The sequence below is a fragment of the Plantactinospora sp. ZYX-F-223 genome, from assembly GCF_039649625.1.
Lineage (GTDB): Bacteria > Actinomycetota > Actinomycetes > Mycobacteriales > Micromonosporaceae > Plantactinospora.
The window spans coordinates 278,194-291,850 of the sequence record NZ_JBDJAV010000002.1 but is presented as its reverse complement, the minus strand read 5'-3'; the positions used below and the strand labels follow the sequence as shown (position 1 = coordinate 291,850).

Annotated in this window: 10 protein-coding genes; 2 read left to right on the top strand and 8 right to left on the bottom strand. The window is 71.0% G+C overall.

The genetic code is table 11. The features are described from left to right. Positions 1-160 precede the first annotated feature (160 nt). The 3 genes from AAH979_RS03590 to AAH979_RS03580 form a co-directional block, all read right to left on the bottom strand. On the bottom strand, positions 161-1,519 hold the full coding sequence (locus AAH979_RS03590) for a ferredoxin reductase family protein (protein WP_346256538.1): 1,359 nt from the start codon (positions 1,517-1,519) through the stop codon (positions 161-163). Between the two features lie 201 nt (positions 1,520-1,720). Then, positions 1,721-2,854 (bottom strand): NAD(P)/FAD-dependent oxidoreductase, encoded by a 1,134-nt coding sequence (locus AAH979_RS03585; protein ID WP_346256537.1) that lies wholly within the window; start codon positions 2,852-2,854, stop codon positions 1,721-1,723. 202 nt (positions 2,855-3,056) lie between these two features. After that, complete coding sequence (locus AAH979_RS03580) at positions 3,057-4,253, bottom strand: monooxygenase (protein ID WP_346256536.1); 1,197 nt, start codon at positions 4,251-4,253, stop codon at positions 3,057-3,059. A 192-nt stretch (positions 4,254-4,445) separates the two neighbouring features. On the opposite strand from AAH979_RS03580, the gene AAH979_RS03575 reads away from it, so the two are divergent. After that, positions 4,446-5,327 carry a DUF1775 domain-containing protein gene (locus AAH979_RS03575; RefSeq protein ID WP_346256535.1) on the top strand — a complete coding sequence of 294 codons (882 nt, stop codon included), beginning with the start codon at positions 4,446-4,448 and terminating at the stop codon, positions 5,325-5,327. Between the two features lie 64 nt (positions 5,328-5,391). Here AAH979_RS03575 and AAH979_RS03570 read toward each other — a convergent pair whose 3' ends face one another. Next, positions 5,392-5,901 (bottom strand): hypothetical protein, encoded by a 510-nt coding sequence (locus AAH979_RS03570; RefSeq protein ID WP_346256534.1) that lies wholly within the window; start codon positions 5,899-5,901, stop codon positions 5,392-5,394. Between the two features lie 279 nt (positions 5,902-6,180). Here AAH979_RS03570 and AAH979_RS03565 point away from each other — a divergent pair, with 279 nt between their 5' ends. Beyond that, positions 6,181-7,758: a restriction endonuclease gene (locus AAH979_RS03565; protein ID WP_346256533.1), complete on the top strand. Its 1,578-nt coding sequence runs from the start codon at positions 6,181-6,183 to the stop codon at positions 7,756-7,758. 48 nt (positions 7,759-7,806) lie between these two features. Here the strand turns inward: AAH979_RS03565 and AAH979_RS03560 are convergent, their stop codons facing one another. The 4 genes from AAH979_RS03560 to AAH979_RS03545 form a co-directional block, all read right to left on the bottom strand. Continuing rightward, positions 7,807-8,220, bottom strand: a complete 414-nt coding sequence (locus tag AAH979_RS03560; RefSeq protein WP_346256532.1) for a helix-turn-helix domain-containing protein — start codon at positions 8,218-8,220, stop codon at positions 7,807-7,809. 140 nt (positions 8,221-8,360) lie between these two features. After that, positions 8,361-8,528, bottom strand: coding sequence for a hypothetical protein (locus AAH979_RS03555; protein ID WP_346256531.1), 168 nt, complete (start codon positions 8,526-8,528; stop codon positions 8,361-8,363). Positions 8,529-8,653: 125 nt separating this feature from the next. Next, positions 8,654-11,983 carry a discoidin domain-containing protein gene (locus AAH979_RS03550; RefSeq protein ID WP_346256530.1) on the bottom strand — a complete coding sequence of 1,110 codons (3,330 nt, stop codon included), beginning with the start codon at positions 11,981-11,983 and terminating at the stop codon, positions 8,654-8,656. Positions 11,984-12,039: 56 nt separating this feature from the next. Continuing rightward, positions 12,040-13,617: a ricin-type beta-trefoil lectin domain protein gene (locus tag AAH979_RS03545; protein ID WP_346256529.1), complete on the bottom strand. Its 1,578-nt coding sequence runs from the start codon at positions 13,615-13,617 to the stop codon at positions 12,040-12,042. Positions 13,618-13,657: the final 40 nt, after the last annotated feature.

Sequence of the window (13,657 nt, the reverse complement as noted above, 5' to 3'; positions counted from 1 at the left end):
GCCGGTCCGGGTCACCCGGGCCGACGAAGGTGGCGTCCGGAAATGCGGGCGCGGCGGACCGGACGGGTCGGCAGAATGGATCAGCGTGCCACCCCCACGGAGCAGTTGCTCCGCGAACTGGATCCGTTTGCCGTACCCGTAACGTCCCGGTACCCCCGGATCAGCCGGCCAGCCCGAACCGCTCTGTGTGCACCTGGCGCTGCGGCACGCGCAGTTGCCGGAGGCTGCGCAGCACGGCGGCGGTCATTCCGGCCGGGCCGCAGACGAAGACGTCGCGCTCGTGGATGTCGGGTACCAGCTCTCGCAGGTGGTCCGGCCCGAAGATCGGGCCCGTCGGCGGTACCGGCCGGGACGGGCCGGTGACCAGCCGCAGCTCGGCGCCGCGGGCGTCCGCCAGCGCCCGCAGTTCGTCCACGAGCACGGCGTCAGCCATGGCGCGCACCCGGTACAGCACGACGATGTGACCGTCGAGGCTCTCCAGGAGCGACCGGATCGGGGTCACCCCGACCCCGCCCGCCACGAGCAGGGTTGCCGGCCGGGTCCGGTGCATGCCGGTGAACGCGCCGTACGGTCCCTCGGCGAACACCCGTGTGCCGACCCGGACCCGGCGCAGCGCGGTGGTGCCGGCACCGACCGCCTTGGCGGTAAGCCGCAGCGATCGACCGTCGGGCGCCGTGGAGAGCGAGAACGGATTGGCCTGCCACCAGCGGTCACGGGTGAGAAAGCGCCACAGGAAGAACTGGCCGGCCTGGGCCGGCAACCGGTCGAGGTGGCGCCCGGTGACGTAGATCGACAAGACGGTGTCGGACTCGGGTACGACCCGCTCGACGCGGAACCGGTGGCGGAGGTTGCGCCACAGCGGCAGGAGCACCCGGCCGACCAGCACGGCGCCGAGCGCGACGCCCCAGAGCGTCCACCAGTACGCCGTGGCGAACGCGGACGCCGTGAAGGTGGTGCCCACCGCGATCTGGTGGGTGAGGGCGAGGAGCACCGCGACGTACGTGCCGAGGTGCAGCAGGTGCCAGGTCTCGTAGGCCAGCCGGCGGCGGGCGAATCGGGCCGACACGAGTCCGATCGACAGCAGCAGGCCGGCCGCGATCATCGCGAACAACACCCCTTGCCAGGTCGACGCCAGGTCGACGACCTGCCCGCCGATCGACGTCCCGGACATCATGGCGAGACCGACCACCGTGAACGTGGCGTGGACGAGGATCGTCCAGAGCAGGGTGAAGCCGGTCCACCGGTGCCAGGCGGTGAGTCGGTCCATCCCGATCCGGCGGTCGAGCCACGGCAGCCGCGCGACCAGCAGCAGTTGCAACGCCATGATCATGGCGGCATGCAGGCCGAAGAACCGGCCGAGGACGAAGTAGACGTTCGACCCCGGGTACGGGGACAGCACCAATAGCGTGTTCACCACGGCCACGTTGGCGGCGACGACGAACCACAGTGTGAGGCGGCCGACCATCCCGGGGCGTACCCGGGGAATGGCGATGTGCTGGACGGCGGGGGTGGTGGTCACTCGGGCGATCCCTCCTCCGGTAAACCGGTGCCCGACGGACCGGGGACGGTTCGCCGGACCCGGCGGTGGCACCGTACGCGACGGCGTACAACCGCCGACACGGATCCGGTGGCCCGGGAGACTGGGACTGTCGGAAAGACGACGACGTGGAGAACGCGGACCGCGTCTGGTCTGTCCGGCCGAGCTGGCTGGCCGGTGCCGCTACGGGTGGTCGAACGCCGGGTCCGCGAGCCGTGGTTCCAGATCGGGAAACGAGCCGTCGCCGAACAGGATCCGCGCTGCCAGGACGCGACCGGGACGGCGGCGTAGCACGGCGACCGCCGCCTCTGCGGCTGCGGGGTACCGGATGCCGGCGAACGCGCGGCGGAGCAACAGCCGGCCGCGGAACCGGGTCCGCAGCGCGTTCCCGTCGTAGCGACGCAGGATACTCGGATCGCCGGTACGCAGATATCCGGCGGCGACCGCCGCGGCCAGTTCGGACATGCGTAGGCAGGGGTCCAGCCCGCCGGCGGTCAGCGGCGATACCGCACCCGCCGCATCTCCGACGAGCAGCCCGGCGGGACAGGCCAACCGCCGTAGCACACCGCCGACCGGGATCGGACCACCTCGACGCTCGACCGGACCGGTCGGCGCGGTGCGGCCGGGAGCGTCCGCGGCGAAGGTATTCAGCAGGTGGCGGATGCCGGTACGCATCGCGGCCGGATATCCCGCGACGCCGACGTGGGCATGCCGGCCGTCGTCGATGACCCAGCCCAGGTACCCGGGGGCAACTCGGGGGTCCAGCACGCAGTGGAACGCCGGGGTGGCGTTTCCCGGCGCGATCGGGTGGACGATCTCGGCGCCGACGATAAAGCGTCGGTTGACGTCGAGGCCGAGATCACGGGCCACCCGGGAGCGGGCGCCGTCCGCGCCGACGATGAACCGGGTCCGCACCGGGTCTGCGCCCGCGAACCGTACGAGTCCCATCGAGGCGTCGACATACCGCACGCCGAGCAGGACCCGCACCCCGGCCGACGCCGCCGCACGGTCTGCGTGCTCATACACGGCCGCCATGTCCGCCACCCGGTATTCGTCCCGGTCACTGGTGAGCCGGATCGGTGCCCGCCGCGACGGCGGATACAACAGCACATCCCGGATGCCGGGCCCGAGCAGATGATCCGGCAGATCGAAGTCGTCGAGGGTACGACGCACGAAGATCCCTGTCGTCCGGATGCCCGTCGAAAGCGACCGGCGGCGGTCGACCACCATCACGTCCAGTCCCCGTTGCGCGAGCAGCCGGGCTGTGTGCAGACCGGCCAGGCCCGCACCCACGACCAGTACATCCACTGTCTGCACACCCTGCGACGATAGGGGCGCTACCCGGCCGGTACGGCGGTGTGCACACAATCTGCCCGGCATCTCCACACCGTCGTCACACTCCCTCTGCCGAAGGAGTGCCGTCGCTGCTGCCGCGCCGGTGCCTTCCTAGGTTTCCCAGCGCTCCGCCCGTGGTTCGGGGAGGGCGCCGCGGCCGCCGTGCGGCGGGATCCGGGATGTGTCAGGCGGGCCGGGACAGGATGACGATGCCGAGGCACATCTCGTCGCTGGTCCCCTCGCCCCAGACGACGTACCGGGGCGGCAGGTTGCGCAGTTGGGGCAGGCGCTGCCGCAGCGTCACGTCGTGGGTGCAGGTGACCCGGTAGACGTCGCCGGGCTTGACCGCGACGGGTTGCGGCAGCGGTCGGTTGGCCTGCTCGTCGAAGTTGTACGTCGGAATGTCGAGCAGGGTCCGCGCCTTCGGGGTACCGGGGTTGAGCTCGACCTTGATCGCGCTGCCCAGCAGGTGCATGTGACCGGCGACCGCCTGCACCACGCCGGCCTGCCTGACCTGGTGGTCGCAGCGCTGCGTGTTGCCGGCTGCCGGGGCACGCCCCTGGTTGCAGTGCTGGTTGAGTTGTTCCACCTGCCCACCGGCCTCGGCGCCGAACCGGTGCCGCACGTCCCGTACCGCGGCGTCGCGCTGGCAGAGTTCGCCACGCTCGTCGGGTGCGCAGGGCAGCTCGACCGGGGCCGGCAGCAGCTCCGTGGAGAGCGGGTTCACCTCTTCGGAGCCGTCGACGAGCCGCAGCCGGATGCCGGACCGGTCGGTGTCGTTGCCGCCGGCCCGGACGTCCATCAGGTTGTAGTGCACCTGCATCACGAGTTGGCTGCCGGGCGGCATCGGGTAGCCGAGGCCGGGTGCCAGCAGTGTCTCGTTCGCGCCCGGCGCCCAGTGCGCCACCCAGGCCGCGTCGCCGACCCCGGCGTTGCCGAAGCAGGTCCAGCCGTCACCGGGGGTCTCCGCGTCGAGCTTGCGGGCCGGCGCCACCTCCGCCGGATCGAGCCGGAAGAAGATGGCATGGTGCACCATGTCGCCGTTCTGCGGCAGGAACTGGCTGCCGGTCAGGAACGCGGGCTCGGTCAGGCCGGGGTCGACCAGGAAGCACCGGTATTCGTCGGTGCCGCCGTTCGGCGCCGACGGGCGGTACGGCTGCGCCATGTTCAGGTTGACGAACCGCTCGCCGGAACGCAGCGGTGCGGCCGGTGGAATATCCACTGTGCCGTGCGGTCCGCCGTGGCCGCTGGCGGAGGTGGTCGCCGCCGCCGGCTCCGAGCCGGCGTCCGGGTCGGCCCCGCAGGAGGTGGTGAGGAGGGTGGCGGCCAACGAGGCGGCCACGATGACGAGAGGGCGTACGCGTCGGTGCATGTTCTTCATAACGCCGGGCCTCCGCACAGGATCCGGGCTGATCCGCAACTATCAGATGAAAATCGGAACTTTCCGAGGATAACTCTTAAGCGGTCGCGAAGTCACCCCGAGTGGACGGCGTAACATACCGGCCCGTTGATTGAACCATTTTCGCTCGACAGCCGAACTACAGGAGTATCGGCCGGACGAAGGGACTTCGCTGTGCGTCACAGGGCAATGTGCTGGGTCGTCGCCCTGCTCACCGCCACGGTCGTGGGTACGACCCTCGGTGCCGGGGTCGCGGCCGCCGACGTGACCCTGACGCCGGGACAGGCCGTACAGGGTGCGGCGGCGAAGCTGACCTTCCGGGTCACCGAGGACCGGGCACCGGCGTACACCACCAAGATCGAGTTGTTGATGCCGGAGTCGGCTCCGGTCGCGGAGACGTACCCGATGTCGGATCCGCAGTGGGCGCCCCGGATGACGATGCGGAAGGTCGACCAGACGCTCGGCGGGATCCACCACGGACAGGTCACCGAGGTGGTCGCCAGCATCGTCTGGACCCGAGCCGGCGCTCCCGCGCCGGGGGCCGGCCCGGCCGAGCTGGTCGTCTCGCTCGGCCCGCTGCCGCAGACCGACCGGATGACGTTCCAGCTGGTGCAGACGTACTCGGACGGTCATGTCACGAACTGGAACCAGCCACCCTCGTCCGAGGTCCCGCAGCCGGAGTTCCCGGCGCCGGTGCTGACCCTGGCCCCGCCGGCCGCCGCGGCCGACCCGACCGCGGCGGCGCCCGGGGCAGCCGGGGCGGAGGCGCCGGAGAGCGGCGCCGCGGCCGATGACCCGGACCAGGGCTTCGGCTCGCTGACCACCGGCCTGGTCGCCGGGCTGGTCCTCGGACTGGCCGTCGCCGCCTGGCTGTATCTGCGCCGCCCCCGGTCCGGCGGCACCGACCGGGCCGAGGCGCCGCCCGCCGGGTTGGACGGCGACGCCTCCCCGGCGGAGCCGGCGTCCGGCAGTCCCGCCGACCCGGCGGCGGCCTCGGACGCACCGCCCGGCGAGCGGGCGGCGAGCGGTGGACGGGCCTGGCGGCTGCGCGAGTGAAACTCCCGACGAGCGTTCAGGTTGAACGGTGTTCAGGTTGAACGGTGTTCAGGTTGAGAAGGGCTCAGTCGCCGGTGTCGCTCTCCTCGGTCCGCTCGTCGGGCTGTGCGGTCTCGCCGCGCCGGAGTACGGCTTCGGGGGCGCAGAGCACGGTCACCCGGTAGGAGACGCCGAGGTTGGAGAAGATCTGGCCGCGCAGGCCGAGGCAGAGCCCCACCCCGGGGAGCCCTTCGGGGTGCTCGAAGAACTCGACCACCGGCTCGGCGATTGCCCCCACCAGGCCCTGGGTCCGCAGCGCGGTGCTGGCCACCTGGAGCAGACCCGCGCCGACCTGCACCTCGACGTCGTCGAGCCGGTCCACGTCGTACCAGTGGGTGTCGGGCAGGAAGAGCTGCGAGTCCACGCCCCGCTGCCGGTAGTCGGGCCCCAACTGGCCGCTCTCCGGATCCGGCCGGTCGCCGATCCAGGCCATCCCGGCATAGTCGCTGCGCAGCCGCCGCGCGTCGGTGGCGAACTCCGTCACGACGGTGTCGAGGCGCGGCTGGGCGACGAGGTGCACATCTGCGTCGGTCACCCGGGGCACCCTAGCACCGCCCGACCTGGCGGGTAGCCCGGCCACCCCTGCCGTCACCAGGGGCGTTTCCGACCCGGATCGGCGGTTCGCCCCGCACGCTACCCTGGGGTCCCCGCTGGACGCACCCGGCGCCCTAGGACCAAAATGTGCATCGAGCGATGGCGGTCGACGGCATGTCGGGAGAAGGGACGTCAGCTCGGGGGGACGGGACGCCACCGGTCACCGATGGTGAACGGTGCTGGAAGCTGATCGGGGACGTACATGGGCATCATGGGGCAGATGCAGCGGGCGCACGCACAGCAGGTGCACGCGCAGCAACGAGCATCGACCACCCCGTACCAGCAGCACCAACAGATGCTCTGGGAGGCCGAGCGCGCCCGGCAGGCCGCCGAGCGGGCGGCGGAGGCGGACGAGCGGGAGCGCCGACGACTCTACGTGGAGGCCAGGACGGCCCGGGTCAAGGCCGCCAACGCCAACCTCCAGTCCCAGTTGGACGAGCTGGACACCCTGCTGCGGACCACCCTCGCCATCGACGACCACATCGACCTCGAACGGCTGAAGAAGCAGGCCAGCTATCCGGAATTCACGCCGGGCGAGCTGGGCATGCCGCTGCGGGCGCCGGACTGGCGACGTTTCGCGCCGCCCGAGCCGAACGCGCTCGGCAAGATGTTCGGCGGCGAGGCCCGCTACCAGCAGTTACTGACCGAGGCGGAGCAGGCGTTCGAGAAGGCCAAGGCCAAGCACGCGGCGGGCGAGGCGGCCCGGCAGCAGCGGCTCGCCCAGGCCCGGCGCAAGTACGACAAGCACTGCCAGCAGCTCGACGCCCAGGTCGCCAGCCACAACGCCGAGATCGACAAATTCGGTGCCGCGCTGGCCGCCGCCGAGCCGAACGCCGTGGTGAAGTACTTCGGGCTGGTGCTCGGCAACTCGGTCTATCCGGAGGACTTCCCGCAGCGCTACCGGCTCGCCTACGTCCCGGACTCCCGGCTGATCGTGGTGGAATACCTGCTGCCGACCGTCGCGGTGGTGCCGAGGGTCCGGGAATACCGGTACGTCAAGGCCGGCGACGAGGTGCAGACGGTGGCCCGCTCGGCGGACGAGATCCGGCAGCGGTACGCCGACGTGATCACCCAGGTGGCGCTGCGTACCGTGCACGAGCTCTTCGAGGCCGACCGTACCGGGCTGGTCGAGACGATCGTCTTCAACGGCATCGTCGAGACCACCCACCCCGGCACGGGGCAGGGGGTCCGGCCCTGCCTGGTGACCCTGCGGACCAGCCGGGACGCCTTCACCGCCATCAACCTGGCCAAGGTCGATCCGGCGGCCTGCCTGCGGCACCTGCGGGCCACCCTGTCGCCCCGGCCGGAGGATCTGGTCGAGGTACGCCCGGTGCTGGAGTTCGACGTGGTCGACAAGCGCTTCGTCGACGAGGTGGACGTGCTGGCCGACCTGGACCATCGTGCCAACCTGCACAAGTTGAGCCGGACCGAGTTCGAGGACGTGATCCGGAGCCTCTTCGGCAAGCTCGGCCTGGAGATCCGGACGACCCGGACGGCGCCGGACGGCGGCCTCGACTGCGTGGCGTTCGACCCGCGCCCGATCTTCGGCGGCAAGGTGGTGATCCAGGCCCGCCGGGACCGCGGCACCATGGACGTGTCCGCGGTGCGGGACCTTTTCGGCACGGTGCTGGGCGAGGGGGCGACCAAGGGCATCCTGGTCACGACCAGCGGCTACGGCCCGGAATCGTTCGAGTTCGCCTCCGGCAAGCCGCTGGAACTGATCGACGGCTCCAACCTGCTGCACCTGCTGGCCGAGCACGCCGAGATTCGCGCCCGGATCGACCCGAACGAGCGCTGACCCGCCCGTCGGCCCCGGATCCGCAGCAGTAGGAGCGTCGGCCGGGAGTCAGTCCGTGCCGGCGTTGCGGCGGTCGTACGCCTCCCGGGCGGCGGCGATCGCCTGCCGGTGCCGTTCCGCCCAGCCGGTCAGCACGAGCAGGGAATCGTAGAGTTCCCGGGCCATCTCGGTGGCGACGTACTCGACCCGGGGCGGGACGGTGGGATAGGTGGTCCGGACCAGCAGTCCGTCACGTTCGAGGTTGCGCAGGGTGAGGGTGAGCATCCGCCGGCTGATCCCCTCGACCGAGCGTTCCAGCTCGGTGAAGCGGATCGGTCCCCGGCTCGCCTCGATGATGATGCCGATGCTCCACTTACCGCCCACCCGGTCCAGAACCTCGCGAACCGTGCAGGCCCGGGCGTGGTCGCCGGGACAGGTCGACCCGCCCCCGTCGACGGCCGGCTCCGCGTTCGGCTCGGTCATGGTGCGCCCTCCTTGGTCCGGCGGCAATGGTCACATGGGCCGGATCGGCCGACAATCCGCACCCCGGCTTACCCGCCCTGGTGCCGGCCGTGCGGGTCGGCGGCCGGCACCAGGGTCGGGGCGGTATCGGACTGCGGCGGTCAGCCGGTGATCGCCAGGTCGGCGTCGCTGAAGATCGGATGTGCCGGGTTGACGTCCGCCTCGCCGCCCCGGCCGTCGCAGCCGCGCTCCGGGGCGAACATCAGGTAGGTGCCGGCGCCGCACGGCACCGAGGGTTCCGCGTCCCCACCGATCATCGATGTGGTCATCGGAGGCTCCCCAGGAGGAATCGTCGGGACGGTGTGTGGTGGTGGTGACTGCCCCGGGCCGTCCGGACGCCCCTCGTGGGGTGTCCGGACGGCCCTGTGCGGGGTCGGTCCGGAGGCGGCCGGGCTCAGGGGCTGTACGCCTTCACCTCCAACAGCCCCACCGAGCCCTGGCCGCTGGTCAGCGCCACCCGCAACCGGGTGGTGCCGACATTGGGGAAGGTCACCCGGTTGTACTGGTTGACCGCGACCGGATAGCCGCTGGCTCCGGGCACGTCGGCGTACGCGCTGCCGGTCCAGTACTGGAGCTTCCAGGAGGCCGGTACCCGCACCCCGCCGTTGTCGTCGAAGAAGTAGACCTCGGCGGCATTCAGGGTGCGGCTGGTCGGCCAGGTCAGTTCGGCCCACTGCGCACCGGTGTTCGGCCAGGTGCCCCAGCGCGGGTTGACGGTGTCGTTGGAACTCGGCGGGTCGATCCCGTCGTTGATCGCCGCCACCGACTCCCAGCCCGAGGCGTACGACGCGGACGCGGACGCCGCCCCCGCCACGTTGGCCCCCGGCTCGGGCTCCGGATCAGGATCAGGATCAGGATCCGGGTTGGTGCCGCCCCGGTTGTAGACCTTGATCTCGGTCAGCCCCGTCTTGGCCGAGCCGGAGGCGTGGGTGAACTGCACCCGCAACCGCTGGGTGCTGACGGCGGTGAAGTTGACCCGGTTGTAGTTGGACTGCGGGGTACCCGGGGTCTTGGCCTGGGCCGCCGCGTTCACCCAGGCGCTGCCGTTCCAGTACTGCACGTTGTACGAGGCCGGTGGCCGGTACCGGTTCGTCGCCCGGTCGTTGCGGAACCAGAGCCGTACCTCGTCGACCGCCCGGGCCTGGCCGAAGTTCAGCTCGTACGAGTCGGTGGCGTTCGGCGTCCCGTAGCTACCCCAGATCGGTTCGTTGATCGGGAAGCCGTCGATCGCCGCCCCGGTGGAGGTGCCGGAGGCGGTGTACGACGCCGTCGCCGTCGAACCCTGGGCCAGGTTCGGCGTGGTGGAGGTGAGGTCGGCGCCCGCCTTGGCGAAGATGTCCACCATCCGGGCGCTGTTCTGCACCACCTGCTGCGGCAGTTGCAGCCCGGAGACCGCGGTGCTGAAGCTGGTCGTCCCGCCGGCCGGCAGGGTGACCGCGCCGGTCGCCGGGTTGTAGAGCACCCGGGTCAGCCGGTCCACCGTGAACGCCCGGGTGCCGTTGAGATAGACCGAGTAGCCCTGCGGCACCCCGGAATACCGGGTGACCCCGTCGGCCGGGTCGTCCCAGACCACGCTGAGGTCCATGTTGCGGTACCGCAGGTTGTTCACGGCGAAGTGCGACCAGTTGATGTTGATCGGGGACAGCTCGACGGTGTTGTCGGAACGCGGCCGCAGCCCGGCGACGTCCTCGACCACCGTCCAGTTGCTGCTGCCCAGGATGTTGTGGTGGATCCAGGACCGGTAGGCGATGGTCCGGGACGAGGGGTTCCAGTCCGCCCAGAACTCGTTGGCGTCCGGCCACTGGGTGTTGCCGCCGATGTACTGCGCCCAGGCGTTCCAGTAGAGGAGCTGCTTGTAGTTCTCCGCGGTCATCCACTGGTTGGGGTAGTTGCGCAGCACCGAGGAGTAGAGCCGGAACTGCACGGTCGAGTTGATGGTGGAGAAGTTGTTGCTGCCCGGCTGGCCGGCGGCGGCCGCCGCGGCCTTGTCGCGCTGGTTGGCGGTGAAGAACGGGAAGATCGGGTACTCCGCCGGGTCGTCGTAGAGGCGCAGCGCCTGCCGGTACTGGTCAGTGTTCGGCATCAGCCCGACCGAGTACGGGTAGTAGTTGTTGATCTCCTTCCACGGTACGTGCGTGTTGGTGGAGACGTGCTTGTGCTCCAGCAGTTGCCGGGACGGGTTCCACAGCACGTTGACGATGCCGTTGCGGATCCGGTCGGCGATCGTCTGCATCTCGTTCGCCTTGGCGGTGTTGCCCAGCAGCGTGTACGCCTGCACCGCCGCCATCGCGTTGCTCCAGACGTACGCCCCCTCGGCCCGGTCCAGGTTGCCGGCCCGCCAGTGGAACGACACCGCGTCGGCGTCGTTGCCGGTCATCGCGCCCCAGTCGTACTCGATGATCCCGTTGTTGTTGGTGTCGTAGCTGGCGAGCTGCCCCTTGACGTCCTGCTCGGCGTAGCGGGCCAGGTTCGCCACGATCGCCGGCTGGCCGCCGTGGATCTGATAGCTGCGCCAGGCCGCCTCGGAGACGTACTGGGTGTAGGAGTTCGACCAGTTCTCCGGGTCACCGGGGTTGTCGGAGAACCGGCCGTTGCGGGAGACCTGCCCGACCGACGTCCACGGCCCGTACGAGTAGATCGGGTTGCGCAGGTACTTCAGGTCGTCAATGTGCATCGGCTGGGTCAGCACGATCGCGTTGTTGTAGCCGAGCGCCCCCTCCACAGAGGTGGGGAACTGGAAGTCCTGGCCGGGGATGTCCACGTCGAGGTAGTTGAAGCGCATCAGCCACCAGCGGTAGTAGATGTTCTTCTTGATCGCCGCGTCCGGCACGTCGATGTACGGGATGTTCTCCGCCCACCACCGGTTGTACGCCCGCACGTGCGTGGCGAACGCCGTCGCCGGGGTGTAGCCCCGGTAGGCGTTGTACTCGGTCAGCGACTCCGGTATCTCGTTCGCCACCAGCCCGAGCTGCACCTTCGTGCTGACCGACTGCCCGGCGGCAAGCGTCACCGACCGGTTCAGCCCGCCCGAGCTGACCGTGAACCCGTCCCCGGAGAGCCGGGGATAGAGCGTGGTCAGGTTGTTCTTCACCGCCCGGGTGCCGGTCAGCTCGCTGCCGCTGCCCGAGGTGGCGTACGGCGAGGTGGCCCGCAGTTGCAGGGTCACCGAGCCGGAGCCGTTGTTCACCACGTTCAGGTTGGTCACCGCGACGTTCTGCTGGGTGATGAACTTCGACACCTCGACCCGGACCGAGCCGCTGGTGTAGACGCCCCGCCAGTGGCTCGGTGACTGCCACCGGCTGGAGACCTGCTCGGTGAAGGTGCCCGGGGTGACCGCGACGGTGTACGCGGCCTGGCTGCTGATGTTGTCCCAGTACGCGGCGTTGCCGCCGAAGCCGATCACCGACGGGTTGTGGGTGTACATGAACATGCCCCGACCCCGGGTCATCAGCCAGGTGCCGGCCGGGTCGTTGCCGGGCCGGGCCAGCAGCCGGTCCAGCCAGAAGTCGGTGCCGCCGCTCTCGGCGTCGTAGATCGCCTGCATGGTGTTGCCGGTGCTGTAGCCGACCGGCGGGGCCGGGACGGCCGGCCCGGAGAACGTGGGATAGCCGATGGTCTGCGCGGCCGTGGCCGCCGTCTGGGGTACGACGAGGGCGCCGGCGGCCAGCACGACCGCGAGTACGGCCGCCCGTGAGCTCCGCTTCAGGCCCGTGGCGAACCGCATCGGGGCACCTCCAGGGGGTCGACGGTGGGGAACGGGACCGCTACGACGGACCAGGCTCATCCCCGCCTCCACTGCTGGGCGGGCTGTCCGGTGCAGTCGGCGAGGACGATGGTCATGCCGCCGGGCTGGGGCGTGGTGGCGAGGCAGCGGCCGCCGGACACTCCGGCCACCGAGCCGTCGGGCCGCAGGCTCCATCGCTGGCCCGCGCCGCCGTCGCAGCCGGCGAGCAGCACGGCGGTCCCCACCGCGGTGCCCGGACCTGAGGCGTCGAGGCACCTGCCGCGCACCCGCAGGGTCTCCCCCACCTGCCGCACCGACTGGTCCGCACCGCCGGCACAGGTCCCGAGGACGGGTTGGACGGCGCCGTCGGGTACGTCGAGGCAGCCCCCCGAGGCACCGTTGACCATCCGGAACGTCGTCGGCGCGGGAGCCGGGGCCGCGGTGTTGCGGATCAGGAACAGGTTGTCGGCGACGTTGTAGTAGGTGGCCAGGTAGCTGCCGGCGGCCGGGGCGGTGTGGTAGTAGTCGTCGTGGTTGCAGTCCAGCCGCTGGTCGTGCGCCCGGTCGGTGCACCTGGTCTGGATCACCGTGCTGGCGTTGTCCTTGTAGCACATGACGTCCCACTCGTCGACGCAGTGCGCGTAGCCGGAGGCGTTCGGGGCGTTGTTGTTGACCGCGCCGAGGGTGTGCCCGAGTTCGTGCGCCGCGACCCCGGCGTTCCAGCACCCGCTGTCCGCGCGGGCGTACTCCGGGCCGGAGTTGGAGCGGTTCTGGTCGGTCTTGCGGGTGTCGCCGGCGAAGCCACCGATGCCGCAGTAGACCCGGGCGTCCACGAACTGGAGGTACTTGCGGTCGGTACGGGTGTAACCGGCCGCCCGCACCGCGTTCAGTAGCGGTGCCCAGTCGTTGGCGTTCAGCGCCGCGTCGGGGATCTGCACGTCCCGGACGACCGGACGGCAGGCGCCGTTCACCGTCTCGGTGACGTACCGGACCCGCCGCGACCCGCCGGTCTCCCGGGCGCTCTCGTAGAAGATCGCGTCGACGCTCTCGGCCAGGGTGCGGAAGGTCTCCAGGTACTGGGCGTACCGGTTCACGCTGCCGTGCACGTAGAGCACCTCGACCCGCCGGCCGGAGACGCCGTCACCCTCGCAGACCGGCAGCGCCCGGGGGGCGAGTCGGGCCGCACGCGGCGAGATCGGCTGGATCTCCCGGCTCACCGACAGGCCGGCGGGCGGGCTGTCCGGGCCGTGCGTGCACATTGTCGGGACGACCCCGGCCACCTGGTAGGCGCCGACGCAGGGGCCGCTCTGGGCGGCGACGAGCCCGCCGTACACCAGACCCCGGGCCGGATCGTCGGCCGGGACTCCGGAGAGCGGACGCGCGGCGGGACCGACCGGTCCGTGCCCGTGCGCGGCGGTGCCGGGCGGATGGTGGTGGTCGGCGGTGCCGGGCGGGTGCTGGTGGTCGGCGGTGCCGGGCGGGTGCTGGTGGTCGGCGGGCGGCGGGCCGGCCGCCGGAGCGGACCGGGGGTCGGCGCCGGCCGGGCCGACCAGGGCGAACAGGACGAGGAGCAGGCCGGAGGCGCCGGCCAGCAGCCGGCTCCGACCACGGGGGTGATGGGCGGGGATTGCCATGAGGACTTCCTCCTCGGCGAGGTGGACGGCCGCCGTTGGC

Excerpts from the sequence above, each read along its gene's own strand:
- AAH979_RS03580 (WP_346256536.1), bottom strand. The coding sequence starts at position 4,253 with ATGAAGAACATGCACCGACGCGTACGCCCTCTCGTCATCGTGGCCGCC.
- AAH979_RS03565 (WP_346256533.1), top strand. The coding sequence starts at position 6,181 with ATGCAGCGGGCGCACGCACAGCAGGTGCACGCGCAGCAACGAGCATCG.
- AAH979_RS03560 (WP_346256532.1), bottom strand. The coding sequence starts at position 8,220 with ATGACCGAGCCGAACGCGGAGCCGGCCGTCGACGGGGGCGGGTCGACC.
- AAH979_RS03555 (WP_346256531.1), bottom strand. The coding sequence starts at position 8,528 with ATGACCACATCGATGATCGGTGGGGACGCGGAACCCTCGGTGCCGTGC.
- AAH979_RS03550 (WP_346256530.1), bottom strand. The coding sequence starts at position 11,983 with ATGCGGTTCGCCACGGGCCTGAAGCGGAGCTCACGGGCGGCCGTACTC.
- AAH979_RS03545 (WP_346256529.1), bottom strand. The coding sequence starts at position 13,617 with ATGGCAATCCCCGCCCATCACCCCCGTGGTCGGAGCCGGCTGCTGGCC.